Here is a 21,964-nt window from a genome sequence, read left to right on the forward strand (position 1 = left end):
AAGCGATTCAAGGAACAAAAGAATGTCCAACATGATGAAGGCGCTGGTGAAGGCAAAGGCCGAGCCGGGCATCTGGATGGAAGAGGTGCCGGTGCCGGAGATCGGCCCCAACGACGTGCTGATCAAGGTCAGGAAGACCGCGATCTGCGGCACCGACGTCCACATCTACAATTGGGACCAGTGGGCGCAGAAGACTGTGCCGGTGCCGATGGTGACCGGCCATGAATTCGTTGGCACGGTCGCGGATTTCGGCGCGGCGGTCACCGAATACAAGGTCGGCCAGCGCGTCTCCGGCGAAGGCCACATCGTCTGCGGCCATTGCCGCAACTGCCGCGCGGGCAGGGGCCATCTATGCCGCAACACGCTGGGCGTCGGCGTCAACCGCCCCGGCGCTTTCGGTGAATATATGGCCATCCCGCAACACAATGTCGTGCCGATCCCGGACGACGTTCCGGACGAGATCGCCGCTATCTTCGATCCGCTGGGCAATGCCGTGCACACGGCATTGTCCTTCGACCTGGTCGGCGAGGACGTGCTGGTCACCGGCGCCGGCCCGATCGGCATCATGGGCGCGCTGGTCGCCCAATGCGTCGGCGCGCGAAAAGTCGTCATCACCGACATCAACCCTGTCCGGCTGGATCTGGCGCGCAAGCTCGGCGTCCAGCACGTCGTCGACGCCTCGAAGGAGAAGCTGCGCGACGTCATGCCCTCGATCGGCATGAGCGAAGGGTTTGACGTCGGCCTGGAGATGTCGGGCGCCGCCCCCGCCTTCCGCGACATGATCGACACCATGAACAATGGCGGCAAGATCGCCATCCTCGGCATCGCGCCCACCGGCTTCGAGATCGACTGGAACAAGGTCATCTTCAAGATGCTGCATCTCAAGGGCATCTACGGCCGCGAGATGTTCGAGACCTGGTACAAGATGATCGCGCTGGTGCAGGGGCCGTTGGATGTGTCGGGGCTGATCACGCACCGGATTGGGATCGATGATTTTCAGATCGGCTTCGATGCAATGCGGAGCGGCAGTTCCGGCAAGGTGGTGATGGACTGGTAGGGGCGCTTCGACGGAGACGTCGAGTTCCTTCGCCAGCCTATCAGCCCTTTTCTTCCAAGGCCTCCTCCAGCGCCGCGACCCCCGTCACGATCGCGGTGCGCTCCGCCTCGCTCAACCTCTCCAGCAACTCCCTCTCAAACGCCTTCGCCAGCGGCACCATCTCACGATAGGCGGCGAGCCCCGCCTTGGTCAGCGCCAGTAGTTCCACGCGCCGATCATTGTCATCGGGCGTGCGCGTAAGCCAGCGCCGGCGTTCCAATTCGGCGACCGCTCGCGATACCTTGGTCTTGTGCATGGCCGATTGCTCGCCGAGCTCTGTCGCCGTCATCGTGCCGCGTTGGCCGAGGCCTGAGAGCGTGCGCCATTCCGGCCGCGTCAGGCCGTGGCGCTCCTTGTAGATGCGGGAGAACTCGCGGCTGACGGTGTCCGCAAGCCGGTAGAGACGGTACGGGAGAAAGCTTTCCAGTTCGAGGATTTCAGGTTCCATGAAGCGCTCTCCGGGATGCAGCGCGCCGTTGATAGTTACATTTTCGATGGTTACAAATGAAACCAGTTTGGTCAACATCGCCGGCAGGGCCGCGTCTCGAGACGCTGGCAAGCCGGGATCAGGGAGGATCGGATGGCCTTTTCCTACATGCCGGGCTTTGGCAATGATTTCGAGACCGAGACGCTGCCTGGCTCGCTGCCGCAGGGCCGCAACTCGCCGCAGCGGCCAGCCTACGGCCTCTATGCCGAGCAGCTCTCCGGCTCGCCCTTCACCGCGCCGCGCGGTACCAATGAGCGTTCCTGGCTTTACCGCATCCGCCCGAGCGTCAAACATACCGACCGCTTCAAGGGCGCGAGCTATCTTTTGTGGAAGACGGGCCCCAACATTGGCGATCATGAACTGGCGCTCGGCCAATACCGCTGGAACCCGACGCCCATGCCCATCGAGCCGACGGACTTCATCTCCGGCATGCGAACCTTCACCACGGCCGGCGACGCGGTCGGCCAGTCCGGCATGGCCGCCCATGTCTATGTCGCCAATCGCTCGATGACCGACGACCATTTCTTCAACGCCGACGGTGAGTTGCTGGTCGTGCCGCAGGTCGGCGCGTTGCGCTTCGTCACCGAAATGGGCGTGATCGAGCTTCGGCCCGGCGAGATCGCCGTGCTGCCGCGCGGCCTGGTCTTCAAGGTCGAGCTCGCCGACAAGGAGGCGCGCGGCTATGTCTGCGAGAACTACGGCGCCAAGTTCACCATGCCCGACCGCGGCCCGATCGGCGCCAATTGCCTGGCCAATCCGCGCGACTTCAAGACGCCCTGCGCCTGGTTCGAGGAGAAGGAGACGCCGTGCCGGCTGATCGTCAAATGGTGCGGCTCTTTCCACGTCACCGAGCTTGGCCATTCGCCGCTCGACGTCGTCGCGTGGCACGGTAACTACGCGCCCTACAAATATGATCTGGCGACGTTTTCGCCGGTCGGCGCCATCCTGTTCGACCACCCCGACCCGTCGATCTTCACCGTGCTGACGGCGCCGAGCGGCGAGGAGGGCACGGCCAATGTCGACTTCGTCATCTTCCCGCCGCGCTGGCTGGTGGCGGAAAACACGTTCCGGCCGCCCTGGTACCACCGCAACATCATGAGCGAGTTCATGGGACTGATCCAGGGCCAGTACGACGCCAAGGAGGAAGGCTTCGTCCCCGGCGGCATCAGCCTGCACAACCAGATGCTGGCGCACGGGCCGGACGCTTCCGGATTCGAGAAGGCGATCCGCGCGGACTTGAAGCCGGTCAAGCTCGACAACACCATGGCCTTCATGTTCGAGACGCGTTTCCCGCAGATGCTGACGCGCTATGCCGCCGAGCTCGGCACCTTGCAGGAGAACTATATCGACTGCTGGGCCGACCTGAAGAAACGTTTCAACGGCACACCGGAGGGCGACTGGTCTTGAGCGCCGAAGCAGCGGACCGACTCGTCCTGCTCGGCTCCAAGGGCGGTCCGGCGTTGCGGCCGGGCGGGCCATGGCCGAGCTCTTCGCTGCTGGAACTCGGTGGGCGTAACATCGTCGTCGATTGCGGGCTGGGCGTCACGCGCGGCCTGGCCGATGCCGGCATCAGCCTCAAGGCGCTCGACCTGATCTTCATCACGCATCTCCACTCGGACCATGTTCTGGAACTCGGGCCGCTGATCCACACCGCCTGGACCGCGGGCCTGGCGACGCCGGTGACCGTTTTCGGGCCGCCCGGCACCGGCCGTTACTGGCAGCGGTTCTGCCAGGCGATGGAGTTCGACATCGAGATCCGCATCGTCGACGAGGGTCGTCCGGATATCCGCGAACTGGTCTCCATCAAGGAATTCGGCGAGGGCGCCATCCTGGAGGAGGAAGGACTGACAGTGACGGCGCTGCGCGTCGACCATCCGCCGGTGACCGAATGCTTCGCGCTACGTTTCGAGCATGGCGGTAGAAGCGTGGTTTTTTCCGCCGACACGGCCTTCTTTCCGCCGCTGGCCGGCTTTGCCAATGAGGCCGACATTCTCGTCCATGAGGCCATGCTGGAACAAGGTTTGGAAAGGCTCGTCGCCCGAACCGGCAACGGCGCGCGGCTGCGCGAGCACCTCTTCGCCAGCCACAGCCTCGCCGAGGATGCCGGCCGCATCGCCAGCGATGCCGGCGTGCGGCGGCTGGTGCTCAACCACCTCATTCCGGCCGACGATCCAGCGATCGGCGAAGCCGATTGGGTCACCGCTGTCAGGAAATCTTGGGCCGGTGACTTGACGATTGCCCGCTACGGCCTTGTTGTGGGGTTAGGGAGTGACAATGGCTGACGTAGAGCTTTGGGACGAGGTTAATAAATCCGGGGCGGCATCGTCGGCGCAGCTTTCCCTGTTCCTGGACAGCGTGCAGGACCTACCGTCCTTTGTCCGCTTCATCGATGCGCTGCACAAGGACCGCGCGGATGCGGACCGCAAGGAGGCGGGAAGGTCCGCCGGATCCCATTCAAGCTGGAATGGGTGGGAAAACGGTTCAATAGCAGATTTCCTTGAAGCCGCAGTCGCCTGGGCCACCACCTGGACCGACGACAGCCGTCGTGGTGATCCAGCGCATCTTGCGGATGACAATCCCTGGAAGGCGGCGGCGAGAATTATCTATGCCGGCAAATACTACGAATAACGATCGGGAGGACTGATGAAGCTTGCCACCTTGAAGAACGGGACGCGCGACGGAAAGCTGGTCGTGGTCTCGCGTGATTTGACGCGGTTCACCGACGCCTCCTTCCTTGTGCCGACGCTGCAGGCGGCGCTCGACGACTGGCGCCGCATTGCCCCTCATCTCGCGACGTTGGCGGAATCGCTCGAGACCAACGCCGTCCCGTCGGAGCGTTTCCACGAACACAACGCGCATTCGCCGTTGCCGCGCGCCTATCAGTGGGCGGACGGCTCGGCCTATGTGAACCACGTCGAACTCGTGCGGAAGGCGCGCGGCGCCGAGATGCCGGCAAGTTTTTGGACCGACCCGCTGATCTACCAGGGCGGCTCGGACTCCTTCATTGCGCCGCGCGATCCGATCCGCGTGGCGGACGAGGCCTTCGGCATTGACATGGAAGCGGAGGTCGCCGTGATTGTCGACGACGTGCCGATGGGCGCGAGCCTGGAAGAGGCGAGGGAGGCGATCCGCCTCGTCATGGTGGTCAACGACGTGACGCTGCGCGCCATCACCGGCCCGGAGCTGGCCAAAGGCTTCGGCTTCTTCCAGTCGAAACCGTCTTCCGCATTCTCACCTGTCGCTGTCACGCCCGACGAGCTGGACGATGCCTGGGATGGCGGCAAGGTCAGCCTGCCGCTGCTCGCCGATCTCAACGGCAAGCCCTTCGGACGCGCCAATGCCGGCATCGACATGACCTTCGACTTTCCGGCATTGATCGCGCACGCTGCGAAAACCCGGCCGCTTGCCGCCGGAACCATCATCGGCTCCGGCACCGTCTCCAACAAGCTGGACGGCGGGCCGGGCAAACCCGTCTCGGCCGGCGGCGCCGGCTATTCCTGCATCGCCGAGCTGCGCATGATCGAGACCATCGAGAGTGGCGAGCCGAAGACGCCGTTCCTGCGTTTCGGCGACACGGTGCGCATCGAGATGAAGGACAAGGCCGGCCATTCGATCTTCGGCGCCATCGAGCAGAAGGTCGAGAAATACGTCAAATAGGCGCGGGCCGGGGGAGGAGGCCGAAACGGTGACTCTGCTCAAGCATCTGCGCCGCATGGCCCGCAACAATCTGTGGTCGAACGACCGGCTCTACCGCGCCGTGCTCGCGCTGAAGCCCGGCGAGTTCGAGGCCGGGCGCGTCAGCTTCTTTCCGTCGATCCGGGAGACGCTCAACCACATCCTCGCGGTCGACCTTCTTTATTTCGACTTCCTGACCGATGGCGGTCTCGGCGCCGCCGCCTATGACGACTTCGTACCGTTCGACGGCGCGGCAAGCCTTGCCGAGGCGCAGGCAGATTTCGACCGCAGGCTTGTCGCCTTCTGCGACGGCCTGTCGGAAGCCGATCTCGACCGGCGCGTCATCACCGACAGACGCGAGGACGGCAAGATCCCCGAACGCATCGGCGACATCCTCGCGCATGTCTTCCTGCACGACATCCATCATCGCGGCCAGGTGCATGCGATGCTCTCGGGCACTTCGGTAGCGCCGCCGCAATTGGATGAGTTTTTGCTCGATTACGACATTAAGCTCAGGAAGGACGAGGTCGAGCGGCTGGGGTTGTGAACGAGCGAAGCCATTTCGGGAATTATCGTAGTTACAAAAATTGTTGACTTAATTATTGTAGGTACATAAATTCAGATGAAGATCGTTTGGGATGAACCGAAACGGTTGGCCAACATCGACAAACACGGCTTGGATTTCGCTGCGTTGGACGACGAGTTTTTCCTTGCGTCGACGATCCGCGCAGCCGAAGCCGGTCGTTTCATGGCGATTGGCCGGATAGTTAGCGGCGTGGTTGCCGTGGTCTTTGCCCGGCTTGGCTCCGAAGGCATCTCGATTGTTTCGATGCGGCCGGCCAACCAGACGGAAAGGAGATTGTTCGATGGCGAAAACTAAGCTTCACATCACGAAGCCTGACAAGGAATTCAAGCCAGGCAAAGGCTTTACCCAGGAAGATTGGGACGCCGTTTCGGACAATCCCGAATGGACCGAGGAGGATTTTCGGAACGCTCGTCCCTTCACCGAGGTGTTTCCTGATCTTGCCGAAAGCATTCGCCGTTCGCGCGGCCGGCCGGCGCTCGACAATCCGAAGAAACAGGTGACGCTGCGCCTCGATAGCGATGTGGTTGCCCGCTTCCGTGCCGGCGGACCCGGCTGGCAGAGCCGCATCAACGATATCCTGCGCAAAGCCGCTGGCCTCCAAAAGTAGCTTCAAACACCACCGCATCGACGCCAATGGTTCGGCGCGCCACATTTAGTCGCGCCGCCGCAATTGGACGAATTTCTGCTAGACTACGACTATCAAGCTGAGAAAGGACGAGGTCGACCGGCTGAGGCTGGAATGATCAAGCCAGCGCGACATCATACGCTGAAAAATGCCGATCCGCGGTAACGAGAGTCAGGCCCTCAATTTGAGCCTGCGCGATGAGCAGGCGGTCAAAGGGATCGCGATGATGGAACGGCAAGTGTTCAAGCCTTGCCGCATGCAGTTCATTCACCCCGAGGATTGGAATTCCATTCGATTGCAGAATGTCGACGATGTTGCCGGTGAGTGTGATTTTGCCGAGCGACTTCTTGATGGCAATCTCGGCCACTGAGATGGCGCTGACGGTCACATCCTTGCCCGCCAGAAAAATGTCGCGATGGTGATCCGAAAGACGTGAGTCCGCGTTGAGCACCCAAAGCAGAATATGGGTATCAACCAGATATCTGGGGCTCATTTAGTATACTCGTCCCATTCGGGACCGAGTTCATCAAAATCGTCCGCTATCCAGATTTGGCCCTTCAGCGCTCCAAGCAGGCCTTTGCTTCCGCCAGGCCGAAAGGGAGCGCTCAAGGTTGCGACAACCTCTCCATGCTTTGTCAGATGGATCTTTTCGCCAGCCTGGGCACGCTTCACCAACTCGGAAAGCTGCGCCTTGGCTTTTGCCATTGGAATGTTCATGGGCGGCCTCTTATGACCAGAATTTAGGTCATAAGAGGCCGAGCCGCAAGCAGGTCTACGCCGCCTTGTCACCCAGCTTGATAACGCCGCGCTTGATCTGGTCCTGCTCGATCGACTCGAACAGAGCGCGGAAATTGCCCTCGCCAAAACCTTCGTCGCCTTTCCGCTGGATGAACTCGAAGAAGATCGGTCCGATGACCGTCTTCGAAAAGATCTGCAGCAGGATCTTGGTCATGCCGCCGTCGACCACGCCTTCGCCGTCGATCAGGATGCCGTGCTTCTTCATGCGCTCGATCGGCTCGTCAAGGCCGTGCACGCGTTCATGCGACATCTCGTAATAGGTGTCGGGCGGGCCGGGCATGAACTTCAGCCCGTTGGCGGCGAGCTTGTCGGTCGCCTCGTAGATGGCGTCGGTTCCGACCGCGATGTGCTGGATGCCCTCGCCATTGTACTTCTTCAGATACTCGGCGATCTGGCTGGTCTCGTCCTTGGACTCGTTCAGCGGAATGCGGATCTTGCCGCAGGGCGAGGTGATGGCGCGGCTGACAAGGCCGGTGATCTTGCCGTCGATGTCGAAGAAATGGATCTGCTTGAAGCCGAACAGGTCACGATAGAAATCCCACCATTTGTCCATGTTGCCGCGATAGACGTTGTGGGTGAGGTGGTCGAGGAAGTAGAAGCCGACGCCTTCGGGCTTCGGGTCGCGCGCGCCCAGCCACTCGAACTCGGCGTCATAGGCCGAACCCTTCTCGCCATAGGCCTCGATGAAATAGAGCAGCGAGCCGCCAATGCCGACGATGGCCGGCACGTCGAGCGCCTTGTCGGTGCCTTCATAGGGCGTGGCGCCCTTCGACACGGCATGGTTGAAAGCGTGCTTGGCATCGACCACGCGCCAGGCCATCGAGGCGGCGCAGGGGCCGTGCTTGTCGACGAACTTCATCGCATGCGAGCCGGGCTCGGCATTGACGACATAGTTGATGTCGCCCTGGCGCCAGACGGTGATGTCCTTGGTCCGGTGCTTGGCCACCGCAGTATAGCCCATGCGGGTGAACAACTCGGAAAGCTTGGCGGGCTCGGGATGCGCGAATTCAACGAATTCGAAACCGTCGGTGCCAGCGGGATTTTGCTTGCTGATTTTCGCGGGCGGTGCGTCGTGCGGGAAGGGGCCCATGGCAGTCCTCCGAAAGGTGTTTTGGCCGGGCTTGGCCATCTTTCATCAGGATAGCGCGAAGCCGCCGCACGGTGCTTGCATTCAACCGCTTGAAATGCGCATCATGTGCGCAAATTGTGCATGATTGGAGGAATACGTATGGATGACGCGCGCCTGGACCAATTTGACCGCAAGATAATGGCGCTTCTGCAGGATGATGCGCGCTTCACCAACAACGATCTTTCGGAGCGCGTGAACCTGTCGCCTTCGCAATGCTCGCGCCGCCGCCAGCGACTTGAGGACGATGGCTACATCAAGGGCTATCGCGCCGTGCTCGATCGCGATCGCCTGGGCTTTTCGCTGGTCAACGTCATCTCGGTGACCCTGGCCACTCACAACCGCGACAATGCCCGCCGCTTCGGCGAGCTGGTGGCCCGCCTGCCCGAGGTGCAGGAGGCGCACGCGCTGACCGGCGAGATGGACTATATCCTGAAGGTAGTGACGCCCGACCTCAAATCACTGTCGGAGTTCGTCAACGGTGTTCTTCTGCCGCACGAATCCGTACAGCACGTGAAGACGGCGATCGTATTAGAGACGCTGAAGGAAACCGCCGCGCTGCCTATTTAGCTCCGCTGCTGCTGGATCAGCCCATAAAGGTTGGTGCAGCGTGCGCCTGAGCGACAATAGGCAAACACCGGGCTTTCGAGCTCGTCCAGCGCTGCGGCCTGGTCCTCGACATTGTCCATGGTGATCTGGCCGCTGATGACCGGGATGTAGCGGAAGGCAAGCCCGGCGGCTTCGGCAGCTGCCTGGACGCTCCCGGCCGAAGGCTGGCCCGGCTGCTCATCGTCCGGCCGGTTGCAGATCACGCTCTTGAAGCCGGCGTCCTTGATGGCGGCGATATCCTCGGGCTGGATCTGGCCGGAGACCGAATAGTCATCGCTGATCTGGCGGTATTCCATGGTGTCGTCCTCGCAATCCTAGGCGCCTGTTGGCTTGGGCGCAGTTCTGCCACTCCCCGGACCGGCGGGCAACCACTGCCGTGGAGATTTCCTAAGTGGTCGCCACGCGGGCAAGCCGGATCCTGGCCAAGCGCGCCACCGCGATGCCCGCCACCATCGCGACGACGAAGATCAGCGTCTCCGTGCGGCCAAGGCCGAGCGCCGGAATGGCGCCGCCTGGACAAAAGCCGGCGATGCCCCAGCCAATGCCGAACAGAGCGGCGCCGCCGACGAGCTGGCTGTCGATGTCCTTCCTGGCCGGCAAGGCGAAAGCCGTTTCGAACACCGGCCTCTTGCGTCGGGCGAATATGAGACGGTAACCGGCGAAGGCAACGGCAAGGCCGCCGCCCATCACGAATATCAGGCTGGGGTCCCAGCTTCCGGCGATGTCGAAGAAATTCAGCACCTTCGCCGGATTGATCATCCCCGACACAGCGATGCCCAAACCGAAAAGTCCGCCGATCAGGAAGGCCGAGGCGAGCTTGCTCATGGTTCAGCCTCCAATCACATGACGGGCGACAAAAACAGTGACGAAGGCTGTGGCCATGAAGGTCGCGACGGCGACGAACGAGCGCGGTGACAGTCGTGCGATGCCGCAAATGCCGTGGCCGCTCGGACAGCCACCGCCGAAATGCACGCCGACACCGACGAGAAAGCCACCGACGACGAGGGCCACCGTCGGTACCGGCACATTGAATTCGATATCCTTGCCGGCGAGTTGGATCAGCAACGGCGCGCCGATCGCGCCGGCGAGAAAGGCAGCGCGCCACTTCCAGTCGGCGGACGCCGGTGGGATAACGCCGGTCAGTATCCCGGTCATTCCCGCAATGCGGCCATGCAATGTCATCAGCAGCACGGCCGACAGGCCGATAAGGGCTCCGCCAAGCAGAGACTGGAAAGGCGTGAAGTCGGTCATGGAAAGGCCAATCCGCGTCGATGAGGAGATGCTCTTTCAGCAGATAGGCATTTTCGCATGGGAATCCAGCCGGAAATGGTCCGGCTGGAAAGGCGGCGTTGGCCGTTTCGCTGCGCAGGCCGCAGCCCGGCTCAGCTGCCGAGGATCGCGCCTTTGATCTGCGTGATGTTGTTGTGCATCATGTCGATATAGGTCGAGGCCGGGCCGTCCGATCCCGACAGCGCGTCCGAATAGAGCGTGCCGCCGACCTTGATGCCCGTCTCGCCGGCAATCTGCTCGATCAGCCGCGGATTGGTGATGTTTTCGACGAAGATCGCCGCCGCCTTGTCCTGCTTCACCTGCTCGACCAGCTTGGCGACGTCGGCGGCCGAAGGCTCGGAATTGGTCGAGATGCCCTGCGGCGCGAGGAAGGTCAGGCCGTATTCGTGTTCGAAATAGCCGAAAGCGTCATGCGAGGTGATGACGACGCGCTTCGCCTCCGGGATCGACTGGATCGCGGCCTTCACTTCGCCTTCGAGCGCATCGAGCTTGGTGGTGTAGACGGCGGCGTTGGCCTTGTAGCTGTCGCAACCCTCGCCGTCGGCCGCGCAGAAGGCATCGGCGATGTTCTTCACATAGATCTTGGCATTGGCGATCGACTGGAACGCGTGCGGATCAGTGACCGTCTTGCCCCCGCCAGTGTCGGCGCCTTCGGCGGCATCGGCGTCGGCGAATTCCGGCTTGAAGTCGATCGGCGTGACACCCTTGGTCAGCGTTACGATCGCGGCCTTGGTGGCGCTGGCATCGACCAGGCGCTGGAGAAAGCCTTCGAAATGCAGCCCGTTGACCAGCACGACGTCGGCGCCTGCCATCGCCACCGCGTCGGCCGGGCTCGGCTCATAGACATGCGCGTCGCCATCCGGTCCGACGATGGTGGTGATGTTGACCCGGTCGCCGCCGACATTTTTCGCGAGGTCGGCAATCACCGTGAAGCTCGCCACGACCTTGAGCGGCGCGGCGAACGCCGATGACGTTGCGAAAGCGCTTAATGTTATAACGCTCAACGCCAGGGCGACTCGGAAGGATTTCAGCATTGGGGGACAGTCTCCTTGCTTGGGGATTGGGGTCAGGCGGTGCGGTGGCGATGATGCACGATGCGGGCGCGCAGGACGCCGCGCGTGCCGAACAGGATCGAGCAGAAATAGACGACGCCGGCCGAAAGGATGATCGCCGGACCGGAGGGCAGCGACGCGTGGTAGGACAACAGCAGTCCGGCGATGCAGGAGGCAAAGCCGATCAGCACGGCGAGCACGCACATCGGTTCCACGCGCACCGTCCAGAAGCGGGCGGCGGCGGCAGGCAGCATCATCAGCCCGACCGAGAGCAGCGTGCCAAGCGCCTGGAAGCCGCCGACGAGATTGAGCACGACAAGACCCAAGAAGATGAAATGCACCGGGCTACCCATGCGGCTCACCGAGCGCAGGAACAGCGGGTCGAGGCATTCGGCGACCAGCGCGCGCCAGAAAATAGCGAGGCAGGCGAGCGTCACCGCCACGATGCCGCCGATCAGGGTCAGCGCCTCATTGTTGAGCGCGAGCACCGTGCCGAACAGCACATGCATCAGGTCGACGCTGGAGCCGCGGATCGACACCATCAGCACGCCGACAGCCAGCGAGATCAGATAGAAGGCCGCCATCGAGGCGTCCTCGCGCTGGATGGTGAAGCGCGAGACGGCGCCCGCGCCAAGCGCGACGATGATGCCGGCGATCAGCCCGCCGACCGTCATCGGCAGGATCTCGAGCCCATAGAGCAGGAAGCCGGCGGCAGCGCCCGGCAGGATGGCATGCGCCATGGCGTCGCCCGACAGGCTCATGCGCCGCAGCATCAGGAAGACGCCGACGGGGCAGGCGCCGAGCGACAGCATCAGCGAGCCGAACAGCGCCCGCTGCATGAAGGCGAAATCGGCGAAAGGTGCGATGAACAGGCCGTAGAGGAAATCCATCACGCCGCCCTCGGTCCGGAGCCGTGGTCGTGATGATGATCATGCGTATGACTATGATGGTCGTGCCCATGATCATGCTCGCTCGGCTCGCACCATGGCGCGTTTTCCTCCCACGCCTCATGGAAACGCCGTGCCTTGAGCAGGTTTTCCGGCCGCAGCGTCTCCTTTGTGTCGCCCCAGGCGACCGGCTGGCGGGCAAGCAGCAGCGTTTCCGGGAAATTCTGCCGCACCAGATCGAGGTCGTGCACGACCACCATGATCGTGCGTTCCTCGCCATGCCAGCGTTTGATGAGTTGGATCAGGTCGCCGACGGTCTTGGCGTCGACGGCGTTGAACGGCTCGTCGAGCAGGATCAGGTCGGCGTCCTGCAGCAGCACGCGCGCAAACAGCGTGCGCTGCAACTGGCCGCCGGACAGCGTATCGATCGGCCGCTTCTCGAAGCCGCCGAGCCCGACCGCCATCAATGCCTTGCTGACCGACTCGCGATCCTCTTTCGTATACCGGCCGAGCATGCCGCGCTTCGGCCACAGCCCGAGCGAGACCAGGTCGACGACCCTCGCCGGAAAGGAGCGGTCGAGCTCCGACTGCTGCGGCAGATAGGCTGTGCGCACGCCTTGCATGCGAAGCACCGCGCCTTCCATCGGCTTCAGCACGCCGACGATGCCCTTCATCAACGTCGACTTGCCCGAGCCATTGGCGCCAACCACCGCCGTCAGCGAGCCTTTGCGGACAATGCCGTTGAGATGATGGATCGCCGGATGGCTGCCATAGCCAAGCGTCAGGTCGCGGAAGCTCAGGCAGGCATTGGTCATCAGGCGTCGGTCCGCGAAATCGTGTGTGTCGTCGATATGTGATGTTATTACATTAGTCAACACACCGCCCGGGCGGAATTGTGTCGTAACCGGTCAACTCGCCGTGTAGGCGGAAGGGCAGGGACCGGATAATTGGCTCAATTGGTTTCGCCTCCGCCGGCCTTGCCCGAAGCCGGCATGGACTCTAAACAGGCGCGACTCCAAGAAACGAAGGAACCTCTCGAATGAGCATTCGTCGCATCGATGTCGGCCCGCGCATGAGCCAGATCGTCATTCACGGCAACACCGTCTATCTCGCCGGCCAGGTCGGCGAGCCCGGCGGCAACGTCGCTTCCCAAACGCGCGACATCCTGAAGACCATCGACGAATTGCTGGCCAAAGCCGGCACCGACAAGACCAAGATCGTGCAGGCGATCATCTGGCTGGCCGACATGGGCACCTTCGCCGAGATGAACTCGGAGTGGGACAAGTGGGTGCCGCAGGGCCATACGCCCGCGCGCGCCACCGGCGAAGCCAAGTTGGCCACACCGGACTATCTGGTCGAGATCATAGTGACGGCGGCGATCTGAGCCGTCACTCCCCCTCATCCGGCCGCTTCGCGGCCACCTTCTCCCCGGCGGGGAGAAGAGATTTGCGCCGGCGCTGACCGACTCCTCTCCCCTTGGGGAGAGGTCAGCCGAGCGAAGCGGAGGCTGGGTGAGGGGGAGTCACCCCTGCGACGGGGTAAACCTTGCCACCAGCGTGTGGCTTTCCGCCGGATAGATGAACCGCACATGCGTCACCGGGTGCTCCGCGCTCCAGGTCCGGCGTTCGACCACCAGGCAGGGTGCGCCCGCGTCGATGTCGAGCGCGTCGGCAATCGTCTCGTCCGCTGCCATGGCGCGGATGCGGTGCTCGGCCTCGCTCCACGGCACGCGGCCGATCAGCCAGGGGCCCGGCGCGATGTCGAGAAAATCTTCGTCGGCTGCCTCCGACACCGCTGAAAGGTTGATCAGCCGCTGCTCGAGCGCGAACGGCCGTTCGCCGGCAAAATGCAGGCTTTCCAGCGCAAGCACCGGCCCCGATGCGGAAAGCCCGAGCAGCCCGCGGTCCTCGGCGCTGCTGCGCCGCTTCAGACGCTCCAGCCGCTCATAGCGATAGGGCAGGCCGAGCGCCTCGACTTCGATCCTAATGTCGTGCAGCTCCAGCACCGCCGCCTGCGACTGCGGCTGGCGCACGAAACTGCCGGAACGGCGGCGCCGTTCGATCAGCCCGGCCTTGGCAAGCTGCGACAGCGCCTTGTTCACCGTCATGCGCGAGCAATTATATCGAGCCGTCAGCTCGTGCTCGAAGGGAATGCGATGCCCGGGCGCCCAGGCGCCCGACAGGATCTTCTCGCGGATGTCGGACAGGATGCGCTGATGCAGCGAGAGGCTCTCGCCGCCATCGATATCATCCGGTTCGACAAGACTCATCGGATGTTCCAGTTCAGCTTTTCGACAGGGCGGTCATGACTTCGCGGAACCGCTTGGTGACCGCCTCGCGCTTCGCATGCCTGCCGCCGCTGACCTGCTTCTTGCCATGCACCCAGACGCAATCGACCTTGCTGCCATTGGCAAAGATCCAGGCGTCGAGGATCGCGTCGCCCGCCTTGCCGGCCAGCGATGGATGGTTTTGGTCGAGCGAGACGAGATCGGCCGGACCGCCGGCGGCAATCCGCGATGGGCCGGCACCGAGCGCCTGGCTGCCGCCGTCGAGCGAGGCATCGAACAGCGCGCGCCCCGTCGAGCCGCCGGCCCGCGCCATCACGTTGCGGGCGCGGTGGGCGAGGCGCTGCGAATATTCGAGCTGCCTCAGCTCATCCGGCAGGCCTATCAGCACGTTGGAATCGGAGCCGACGCCGAAACGACCGCCATGCTCGATGAACAGTGGCGCCGCGAAAGTGCCGTCGCCGAGATTGGCCTCGGTGATCGGGCACAGCCCGGCGATGGCGCCAGCCTTGGCCATGTCGACCGTTTCGGCCTCCGTCATATGCGTGGCGTGGATCAGGCACCAGCGCTCGTTCACCTTGGCATTGGCGAGCAGGAACTCGACCGGACGCTTGCCCGACCAGGAGATACAGTCCTCGACTTCCTTCACCTGCTCGGCGACATGGATGTGGATCGGTCCGTTCGGCGCCATCGACGCGACTGAATTGAGCTCGTCCGGCGTTGCGGCGCGCAGGCTATGCGGCGCGACGCCGACAACGGCCTGCTCAAGCGGACGAACAGCCTCGCGGGCTTTCTCAAGCAGACGCCCGAAGCGTTCGACATCATTGATGAATCGCCGCTGACCTTCGTTGGGAGCAGCGCCGCCGAACGCGGAATGGGCGTAGAAGACAGGCAGCAGCGTCAGGCCAATGCCGGTATCGGCGGCGGCAGCCGCGATCCGCTCCGCCATCTCGGCGATATTGGCGTAAGGTTTTCCGTCGCGATCATGATGCAGGTAATGAAACTCGCCAACCCGCGAAAAACCGGCTTCCAGCATCTCGACATAAAGCTGCGCCGCCACCGCCTCGACCTGGTCCGGCGTCATCGACAGGGCGAAGCGGTACATCACCTCGCGCCAGCTCCAGAAACTGTCGGCCGAAGGCCCTCGCAGCTCAGCCAGCCCCGCCATGCCGCGCTGGAAGGCGTGGCTGTGCAGATTGGGCATGCCGGGCACGACGATGGCATGGCGCTCGTCGCCGGCCTGCGCGGCGGCGCCGGCCTCGACATTCGAGATGCGGCCACCCTCGAAGGCGATCCGCACATTGCCTTGCCAGCCGCCGGGCAGCAGCGCCTGTTCCGCATAGATCGCCGTCACGTTCCTCTCCGAATCTGAATGCCTGGATGACATTATCGCTTGCGTCGCGTTTTAATATGTATATACATAATTGCCATCCAAGCAAACGGAAAAGATGATGGGTGGAGCAAACGGGAAGAGCGGCCTTCGTGTCTGGCGCAATGCGCGCCTGGCGACCATGGCCGAGGGCGCTGCCGGTCTCGGCATTGTCGAGAAAGGCGCGGTCATCGCGCGCGACGGGCTCTTCATATATGCCGGGGCCGAGGCCGACATGCCGGCCGCTGCGGGGCAGGGCGCCGAGGTCGTCGATTGCCAGGGCCGCTGGATCACGCCTGGGCTGATCGACTGCCATACGCACCTCGTCTATGCAGGCAACCGCGCCAACGAGTTCGAGATGCGTCTGGCCGGCGCCACCTATGAAGAAGTGGCGCGCGCTGGCGGCGGCATCGTCTCCTCGGTCAAGTCGCTGCGCGCCGCGAGCGAGGACGAGCTTGTCGCTGAGACTCTGCCGCGCCTCGACGCGTTGCTCGCCGAAGGCGTCACCACCGTCGAAGTGAAGTCCGGCTACGGCCTCGATGCCGACAATGAGAAAAAATCGCTGCGCGCCGCCCGCCGCCTGGCTGGCGAGCGCCCGGTCACGGTTCGCGCCACTTGCCTTGCAGCGCACGCGCTGCCGCCGGAAGCCAAGGGCGACAAGGACGCCTTCATCGATCTCGTCGCGGGCACCATCCTGCCGCAGGTCGCCGCCGAAAAGCTCGCCGACGCCGTCGACGGTTTTTGCGAGGGCATTGCCTTTTCGCCGGAGCAGATGGCGCGCGTCTTCGACAAGGCCAAGGCGCTCGGCCTGCCGGTGAAACTCCATGCCGACCAGTTGTCCAACCTGCATGGCGCGGCCCTTGCCGCCCGTTATGGCGCGCTGTCGGCCGACCATCTTGAATATACGGACGAGCAGGGCGCCGCCGCGATGGCCAAGGCCGGAACCGTGGCGACAATCCTGCCCGGCGCCTACTACTTCATCCGCGAGACGAAGAAGCCGCCGGTCGACCTGTTCCGTCGCCACGGCGTGAAAATGGCGGTCGCCACCGACAGCAATCCCGGCACCTCGCCGCTCACCTCGCTGCTGCTCACCATGAACATGGCCGCGACGCTGTTCGGCATGACCGTCGACGAATGCCTGGCAGGCGTCACCCGCGAAGCCGCGCGTGCGCTGGGCCTCCTCGACAAGACCGGCACTTTGGAGGCCGGCAAATCGGCCGATCTCGCCATCTGGGACATCGAGCGCCCGGCCGAACTCGTCTACCGCATGGGCTTCAACCCGCTCCATGCCCGTATCTGGAGAGGACAATGACGGAACTGACCCTGACGCCCGGCAACGCCACGCTCGCCGACTGGCGCGCCATCTATCGCGGCGCCGTGCCGAAGCTCGACGCCGCCTGCCGGCCGAAGATCAAAGCGAGCGCTGAGGCGGTTGCCCGCATCCTCGCCAAGGGCGAGCCGGTCTATGGTATCAACACCGGCTTCGGCAAGCTGGCCAGCGTCCGCATTCCAGAAAGCGATCTCGAAACGCTCCAGCGCAACATCGTGCTGTCGCATGCTGCCGGTGTCGGCGAGCCGATGCCCGTCGCCGTTGTTCGATTGATGATGGCGCTGAAGCTTGCCAGCCTCGCCCAGGGCGCATCCGGCGTGCGCGCCGAGACCATCGACCTGCTTCAAGGGATGCTCGCCAACGACGTCATTCCGGTCGTGCCGGCGCAAGGTTCCGTCGGCGCCTCGGGCGATCTCGCGCCGCTCTCGCACATGACGGCGGTGATGATCGGCGTCGGCGAATGTTTCACCCCGCATGGCCGGTTCCCGGCCAAGGTTGCCTTCGTTTCGCACGGGCTGGAGCCGGTGACGCTCGGCGCCAAGGAGGGGCTCGCGCTTCTCAACGGCACGCAGTTCTCGACGGCTTTCGCGCTGGCCGGCCTGTTCGAGGCCGAGACGCTCTACCAGTCGGCGCTGGTCGCTGGCGCGCTGTCGACTGATGCCGCCAAGGGCTCCGACGCCCCCTTCGATCCGCGCATCCATCTGTTGAGGAAGCATCGCGGCCAGATCGAAACGGCGGATGCGTTGCGCAACCTGATGGCCGGCAGCGCCATCCGTGAATCGCACCGCGTCGGCGACGAGCGGGTGCAGGACCCGTACTGCCTGCGCTGCCAGCCGCAGGTGATGGGCGCCGCGCTCGACGTTCTGCGCAAGGCCGCCGACACGCTCGAGACCGAGGCCAATGGCGTCACCGACAATCCGCTGATCTTCGCCGAGGACGACACCGCGCTCTCCGGCGGCAATTTCCACGCCGAGCCGGTGGCCTTCGCCGCCGACATGATCGCGCTTGCGGTCTGCGAGATCGGCTCGCTGTCGGAACGTCGCATCGCCATGCTGGTCGATCCGGCGCTCTCCGGCATGCCGGCCTTCCTGACGCCGAAGCCGGGGCTCAATTCCGGCTTCATGATCCCGCAGGTGACGGCGGCGGCGCTCGTTTCGGAAAACAAGCAGAAGGCCTATCCGGCAAGCGTCGATTCCATTCCGACCTCGGCCAACCAGGAGGATCATGTCTCGATGGCTGCCCACGGCGCGCGCCGGCTGCTCGGCATGATCGAGAACGCGACCGCCGTCATCGGGATCGAACTCCTGGCGGCCGCGCAAGGCTGCGATTTCCACGCGCCGCTGGCATCAAGCGAAGTGCTCGAGGCCGTGCGCAAGCTGGTCCGCGCCGAGGTGCCGCATCTCGACAATGACCGCCATTTCCATCCCGACATGGAAAAGGCGATCGCCCTGGTGCGCAGCGGCGCCGCGGTGAATGCCGCGAGCGCGGTGGCGCTGCCTTCGATCGCGGGAGCGGCGTGATGGCAACGCCCTCCTGGCTCACCGTCACCCAGGGCACCGCGCCGCTGCTGGTCTCGATCCCGCACACCGGCATAGACCTTGCAGGCCTGGACTCCCGCCTGGTCTCGGCGTGGCTTGGCCGCCGCGACTGTGACTGGTGGATCGACAAGCTCTATGATTTTGCCGCCGATCTCGGCGCGACCGTCGTGCACACCGCCATCTCGCGCACGGTCATCGACGTCAACCGTGACCCGTCCGGCGTTTCGCTCTATCCGGGCCAGGCGACGACGACGCTCTGCCCGACGGACACGTTCGACGGCGATCCGCTCTACAATATGGGTGACGAACCAACCCCGTCCGAGATCGACCAGCGCCGCGAGACCTATTTCGTGCCGTATCACGCCGCCCTGCAGGCCGAGATCGACCGGCTGCGCGGCATGCATGAGAACATCGTGCTCTATGACTGCCATTCGATCCGCTCGGTGTTGCCGCGCCTTTTCGAAGGCACGCTGCCGGTCTTCAACCTCGGCACCAATGACGGCAGGAGCACTGATCCGTCGCTGCAGCAAAAGGTCGCCGAGATCCTCGCCGCGACCGGCGAGAGCTGGGTGGTCAACGGCCGCTTCAAGGGCGGCTGGATCACCAGAAGCTTCGGCCAGCCGCAAACCGGCGTGCATGCGCTGCAGATGGAACTCTCCAACCGCGGCTACATGCGCGAGCCGGCCGCGAAGGGCTCGCCCGAGAACTGGCCGGTGCCTTACGACGCGACCTACGCCGCGCCGATCCGCGCCACGCTGAAAACCATCCTCGAAACCGCCATTGAATGGGCTGGGCGCTGACGCGCCGCCTTACTCGAAAGGGACAATGATGAACGATCCGCGCCACAACATCCGCGAAGTGCGTGCGCCCCGCGGCGACAAGCTCAACGCCCGCTATTGGACGACCGAAGCGCCGCTGCGCATGCTGATGAACAATCTCGACCCCGAGGTTGCCGAGAACCCCAACGAACTGGTCGTCTATGGCGGCATCGGCCGGGCTGCGCGCACCTGGAACGACTTCGACCGCATCGTCGCTTCGCTGAAGACGCTCGGCGAGGACGAGACGCTGCTGGTGCAGTCCGGCAAGCCGGTCGGCGTTTTCAAGACCCATTCCAACGCGCCGCGCGTGCTCATCGCCAATTCCAACATCGTGCCGCACTGGGCGACCTGGGAGAAGTTCAACGAGCTCGATAGGAAGGGCCTGATGATGTATGGCCAGATGACGGCCGGCTCCTGGATCTATATCGGCACGCAGGGCATCGTGCAGGGCACCTACGAGACCTTCGTCGAGGCCGGCCGCCAGCACTACAATGGCGACCTCAAGGGCAAGTGGATCCTGACCGGCGGTCTCGGCGGCATGGGCGGCGCCCAGCCTTTGGCCGCCGTCATGGCCGGCGCTTCCTGCCTTGCCATCGAATGCAATCCGGATTCGATCGATTTCCGCCTGCGCACCCGCTATCTCGACGAGAAGGCCGAGACGCTCGACGAAGCGATGGAAATGATCGATCGCTGGACCAAGGCCGGCGAGGCGAAGTCTGTAGGCCTGCTCGGCAACGCCGCCGAGATCGTCCCGGAGATGTTCAGGCGCGGCATCCGCCCCGATATCCTCACCGACCAGACCTCGGCGCATGACCCGATCAACGGTTACCTGCCCAAGGGCTGGACGATGGCCGAGTGGCGCGAAAAGCGCGTTAGCGACCCGAAGGCTGTCGAGAAAGCGGCGCGCGCGTCGATGCGTCAGCATGTCGAAGCGATGGTGGCGTTCTGGAACGCCGGCGTGCCGACGCTCGACTACGGCAACAACATCCGCCAGGTCGCCAAGGACGAAGGTTTCGAGAACGCCTTCGCTTTCCCGGGCTTCGTGCCGGCCTACATTCGGCCGCTGTTCTGCCGCGGTATCGGTCCGTTCCGCTGGGCAGCGCTCTCGGGCGATCCGGAGGACATTTACAAGACCGACGCCAAGGTGCGCGAGCTCACCCCCGGCAACACGCATCTGCACAACTGGCTGGACATGGCGCGCGAGCGCATCTCGTTCCAGGGCCTGCCGGCGCGCATCTGCTGGGTCGGCCTCGGCGACCGCCACCGCCTCGGCCTCGCCTTCAACGAAATGGTGGCCAAGGGCGAGCTCAAGGCGCCGGTGGTCATCGGTCGCGACCACCTCGATTCCGGCTCGGTCGCCTCGCCGAATCGCGAGACCGAAGCGATGAAGGACGGCTCCGACGCCGTTTCCGACTGGCCGCTCCTCAACGCGCTGCTCAACACCGCGTCCGGCGCCACCTGGGTGTCGCTGCACCATGGCGGCGGCGTCGGCATGGGTTTCTCGCAGCATTCGGGCATGGTGATCGTCGCCGACGGTACGCCCGACGCCGCCAAGCGCTTGGAGCGTGTGCTGTGGAACGACCCGGCGACCGGCGTCATGCGTCATGCCGATGCCGGCTACGACATTGCCATCCAGTGCGCGAAAGAGCACCAGCTCAACCTGCCGGGCATCCTGGGCTAGGCGATGCGGATCCTTCGTGCCGCCGATTACCGCGTCATGCCGTGGAAGAATGGCGGCGGCACGACCACCGAGATCGCCGTCTCGCCCGATGGCGCCGGGCTTGACGATTTCGACTGGCGCGTCTCCATGGCCCGCGTCGAAACCGGCGGGCCGTTCTCCAGCTTCACCGGCATCGATCGCACGATGTCGGTGCTGGAAGGCGAGGGGATTGTCCTCGACATCGCCGGCCAGCCGCCGGCGCGGCTGACCACGGCTTCAGTGCCGCTCTCCTTTGCGGGCGACGTGCCGACCAGCGCGGCGCTCATCGGCGGTCCGATCACCGATCTCAACGTCATGACCCGGCGCGGCCGGATGACCCATGGCGTCGAGCGCTGGCCGCTCTCCGGCGAGATTCGCATTATGCCGCGCGCCGACACGACGCTGGTTCTGGCTGTCAATGCAGGCTTCAGGCTCCTCACGGACGATGCGCCGAGCCTCGGACCGCTCGATACGCTGATCCTCGAGCGCCACAGCCCGGAATTGCGGCTCCAGCCTGAGGGGCAGGGACTGCTTTTCGTGATCGCGCTCGATCGCCTTGCCGCCAACCATTAACGGCTGTTGCCAAACATGATCGCGGCGCGGGCGAATTATCGCCCGGCCCCTTGCAAGTATCACGAAAAAGCCTGATTCCTTGCCCTGATCCAACCGGGGGCGAAGAGCGAGGGGCGTTCGCC

The 21,964-nt window shown here is 64.0% G+C and carries 27 protein-coding genes; 15 read left to right on the forward strand and 12 right to left on the reverse strand.

Annotated features, from left to right (window positions below; genetic code table 11):
• The first annotated feature begins 22 nt into the window (after positions 1 to 22).
• Positions 23 to 1,057 (forward strand): L-threonine 3-dehydrogenase, encoded by a 1,035-nt coding sequence (tdh, locus tag EN852_RS12145; RefSeq protein ID WP_127873883.1) that lies wholly within the window; start codon positions 23 to 25, stop codon positions 1,055 to 1,057.
• 40 nt (positions 1,058 to 1,097) lie between these two features.
• Here the strand turns inward: tdh and EN852_RS12150 are convergent, their stop codons facing one another.
• Positions 1,098 to 1,544, reverse strand: a complete 447-nt coding sequence (locus EN852_RS12150) for a MarR family transcriptional regulator (protein ID WP_127874396.1) — start codon at positions 1,542 to 1,544, stop codon at positions 1,098 to 1,100.
• Between the two features lie 132 nt (positions 1,545 to 1,676).
• Between EN852_RS12150 and hmgA the strand changes: the two genes are divergently transcribed.
• The 7 genes from hmgA to EN852_RS12185 all read left to right on the forward strand — a co-directional run bounded on the left by hmgA (position 1,677) and on the right by EN852_RS12185 (position 6,451).
• Positions 1,677 to 2,990 (forward strand): homogentisate 1,2-dioxygenase, encoded by a 1,314-nt coding sequence (gene hmgA / locus EN852_RS12155; RefSeq protein WP_127873882.1) that lies wholly within the window; start codon positions 1,677 to 1,679, stop codon positions 2,988 to 2,990.
• Entirely contained in the window at positions 2,987 to 3,865 is an 879-nt protein-coding gene (locus tag EN852_RS12160) for an MBL fold metallo-hydrolase (protein WP_127873881.1), read from the forward strand. Before hmgA ends, EN852_RS12160 begins: the two co-directional genes overlap by 4 nt.
• Positions 3,858 to 4,211 carry a hypothetical protein gene (locus EN852_RS12165; RefSeq protein ID WP_210238235.1) on the forward strand — a complete coding sequence of 118 codons (354 nt, stop codon included), beginning with the start codon at positions 3,858 to 3,860 and terminating at the stop codon, positions 4,209 to 4,211. The genes EN852_RS12160 and EN852_RS12165 overlap by 8 nt, the downstream gene beginning before the upstream one ends.
• Positions 4,212 to 4,226: 15 nt before the next feature.
• Positions 4,227 to 5,240: a fumarylacetoacetate hydrolase family protein gene (locus tag EN852_RS12170; RefSeq protein ID WP_127873880.1), complete on the forward strand. Its 1,014-nt coding sequence runs from the start codon at positions 4,227 to 4,229 to the stop codon at positions 5,238 to 5,240.
• A gap of 28 nt (positions 5,241 to 5,268) precedes the next feature.
• Entirely contained in the window at positions 5,269 to 5,805 is a 537-nt protein-coding gene (locus EN852_RS12175; RefSeq protein ID WP_127867711.1) for a DinB family protein, read from the forward strand.
• 75 nt (positions 5,806 to 5,880) lie between these two features.
• Positions 5,881 to 6,138 (forward strand): BrnT family toxin, encoded by a 258-nt coding sequence (locus tag EN852_RS12180; protein WP_127873879.1) that lies wholly within the window; start codon positions 5,881 to 5,883, stop codon positions 6,136 to 6,138.
• The gene (locus tag EN852_RS12185) at positions 6,125 to 6,451 is read left to right on the forward strand and encodes a BrnA antitoxin family protein (protein ID WP_127867713.1); all 327 of its coding nucleotides are present in this window, start codon (positions 6,125 to 6,127) and stop codon (positions 6,449 to 6,451) included. The genes EN852_RS12180 and EN852_RS12185 overlap by 14 nt, the downstream gene beginning before the upstream one ends.
• Before the next feature lie 136 nt (positions 6,452 to 6,587).
• Here EN852_RS12185 and EN852_RS12190 read toward each other — a convergent pair whose 3' ends face one another.
• Genes EN852_RS12190 through hppD form a run of 3 tightly spaced genes read right to left on the reverse strand, consistent with a single transcriptional unit; the run spans position 6,588 to position 8,357 of the window.
• A complete protein-coding gene (locus EN852_RS12190; protein ID WP_127867714.1) occupies positions 6,588 to 6,962 on the reverse strand; it encodes a type II toxin-antitoxin system VapC family toxin in 375 nt (124 codons plus the stop codon).
• Positions 6,959 to 7,186, reverse strand: coding sequence for a type II toxin-antitoxin system prevent-host-death family antitoxin (locus EN852_RS12195; protein ID WP_127873878.1), 228 nt, complete (start codon positions 7,184 to 7,186; stop codon positions 6,959 to 6,961). Before EN852_RS12195 ends, EN852_RS12190 begins: the two co-directional genes overlap by 4 nt.
• Before the next feature lie 55 nt (positions 7,187 to 7,241).
• A complete protein-coding gene (gene hppD, locus EN852_RS12200) occupies positions 7,242 to 8,357 on the reverse strand; it encodes a 4-hydroxyphenylpyruvate dioxygenase (RefSeq protein ID WP_127873877.1) in 1,116 nt (371 codons plus the stop codon).
• A 138-nt stretch (positions 8,358 to 8,495) separates the two neighbouring features.
• On the opposite strand from hppD, the gene EN852_RS12205 reads away from it, so the two are divergent.
• Positions 8,496 to 8,963 carry an Lrp/AsnC family transcriptional regulator gene (locus tag EN852_RS12205; RefSeq protein ID WP_127873876.1) on the forward strand — a complete coding sequence of 156 codons (468 nt, stop codon included), beginning with the start codon at positions 8,496 to 8,498 and terminating at the stop codon, positions 8,961 to 8,963.
• On the opposite strand, the gene EN852_RS12210 is transcribed toward EN852_RS12205, so the two are convergent.
• The 6 genes from EN852_RS12210 to aztA all read right to left on the reverse strand — a co-directional run bounded on the left by EN852_RS12210 (position 8,960) and on the right by aztA (position 13,046).
• Complete coding sequence (locus EN852_RS12210; protein WP_127873875.1) at positions 8,960 to 9,298, reverse strand: TIGR01244 family sulfur transferase; 339 nt, start codon at positions 9,296 to 9,298, stop codon at positions 8,960 to 8,962. The genes EN852_RS12205 and EN852_RS12210 overlap by 4 nt on opposite strands.
• 91 nt (positions 9,299 to 9,389) lie before the next feature.
• Positions 9,390 to 9,827: a DUF6691 family protein gene (locus EN852_RS12215; protein ID WP_127867718.1), complete on the reverse strand. Its 438-nt coding sequence runs from the start codon at positions 9,825 to 9,827 to the stop codon at positions 9,390 to 9,392.
• Between the two features lie 3 nt (positions 9,828 to 9,830).
• On the reverse strand, positions 9,831 to 10,253 hold the full coding sequence (locus tag EN852_RS12220; RefSeq protein WP_127873874.1) for a YeeE/YedE thiosulfate transporter family protein: 423 nt from the start codon (positions 10,251 to 10,253) through the stop codon (positions 9,831 to 9,833).
• Positions 10,254 to 10,384: 131 nt separating this feature from the next.
• Positions 10,385 to 11,326 carry a zinc ABC transporter substrate-binding protein AztC gene (gene aztC / locus EN852_RS12225; protein WP_127873873.1) on the reverse strand — a complete coding sequence of 314 codons (942 nt, stop codon included), beginning with the start codon at positions 11,324 to 11,326 and terminating at the stop codon, positions 10,385 to 10,387.
• A 32-nt stretch (positions 11,327 to 11,358) separates the two neighbouring features.
• Positions 11,359 to 12,234, reverse strand: a complete 876-nt coding sequence (gene aztB, locus EN852_RS12230) for a zinc ABC transporter permease AztB (RefSeq protein WP_127873872.1) — start codon at positions 12,232 to 12,234, stop codon at positions 11,359 to 11,361.
• Positions 12,234 to 13,046 (reverse strand): zinc ABC transporter ATP-binding protein AztA, encoded by an 813-nt coding sequence (gene aztA / locus EN852_RS12235; protein WP_127873871.1) that lies wholly within the window; start codon positions 13,044 to 13,046, stop codon positions 12,234 to 12,236. Before aztA ends, aztB begins: the two co-directional genes overlap by 1 nt.
• Positions 13,047 to 13,270: 224 nt before the next feature.
• Here aztA and EN852_RS12240 point away from each other — a divergent pair, with 224 nt between their 5' ends.
• Positions 13,271 to 13,615 (forward strand): RidA family protein, encoded by a 345-nt coding sequence (locus tag EN852_RS12240; protein WP_041008682.1) that lies wholly within the window; start codon positions 13,271 to 13,273, stop codon positions 13,613 to 13,615.
• Between the two features lie 138 nt (positions 13,616 to 13,753).
• Here EN852_RS12240 and hutC read toward each other — a convergent pair whose 3' ends face one another.
• Both hutC and EN852_RS12250 read right to left on the reverse strand, forming a co-directional pair.
• Positions 13,754 to 14,500 carry a histidine utilization repressor gene (hutC, locus tag EN852_RS12245; protein WP_127867724.1) on the reverse strand — a complete coding sequence of 249 codons (747 nt, stop codon included), beginning with the start codon at positions 14,498 to 14,500 and terminating at the stop codon, positions 13,754 to 13,756.
• A gap of 13 nt (positions 14,501 to 14,513) precedes the next feature.
• Positions 14,514 to 15,869, reverse strand: a complete 1,356-nt coding sequence (locus tag EN852_RS12250) for a formimidoylglutamate deiminase (protein ID WP_127873870.1) — start codon at positions 15,867 to 15,869, stop codon at positions 14,514 to 14,516.
• 97 nt (positions 15,870 to 15,966) lie between these two features.
• On the opposite strand from EN852_RS12250, the gene hutI reads away from it, so the two are divergent.
• Genes hutI through EN852_RS12275 form a run of 5 tightly spaced genes read left to right on the forward strand, consistent with a single transcriptional unit; the run spans position 15,967 to position 21,842 of the window.
• A complete protein-coding gene (hutI, locus tag EN852_RS12255) occupies positions 15,967 to 17,196 on the forward strand; it encodes an imidazolonepropionase (RefSeq protein ID WP_189545869.1) in 1,230 nt (409 codons plus the stop codon).
• Positions 17,193 to 18,734, forward strand: a complete 1,542-nt coding sequence (hutH, locus tag EN852_RS12260; protein ID WP_127873868.1) for a histidine ammonia-lyase — start codon at positions 17,193 to 17,195, stop codon at positions 18,732 to 18,734. Before hutI ends, hutH begins: the two co-directional genes overlap by 4 nt.
• The gene (gene hutG, locus EN852_RS12265; RefSeq protein WP_127873867.1) at positions 18,734 to 19,552 is read left to right on the forward strand and encodes an N-formylglutamate deformylase; all 819 of its coding nucleotides are present in this window, start codon (positions 18,734 to 18,736) and stop codon (positions 19,550 to 19,552) included. The genes hutH and hutG overlap by 1 nt, the downstream gene beginning before the upstream one ends.
• A gap of 28 nt (positions 19,553 to 19,580) precedes the next feature.
• Entirely contained in the window at positions 19,581 to 21,251 is a 1,671-nt protein-coding gene (gene hutU / locus EN852_RS12270; protein ID WP_127874394.1) for a urocanate hydratase, read from the forward strand.
• Between the two features lie 3 nt (positions 21,252 to 21,254).
• Complete coding sequence (locus EN852_RS12275) at positions 21,255 to 21,842, forward strand: HutD family protein (protein ID WP_127873866.1); 588 nt, start codon at positions 21,255 to 21,257, stop codon at positions 21,840 to 21,842.
• The last annotated feature ends 122 nt before the right edge of the window (positions 21,843 to 21,964 follow it).

This window comes from Mesorhizobium sp. M2E.F.Ca.ET.209.01.1.1 (assembly GCF_004010375.2).
Lineage (GTDB): Bacteria > Pseudomonadota > Alphaproteobacteria > Rhizobiales > Rhizobiaceae > Mesorhizobium.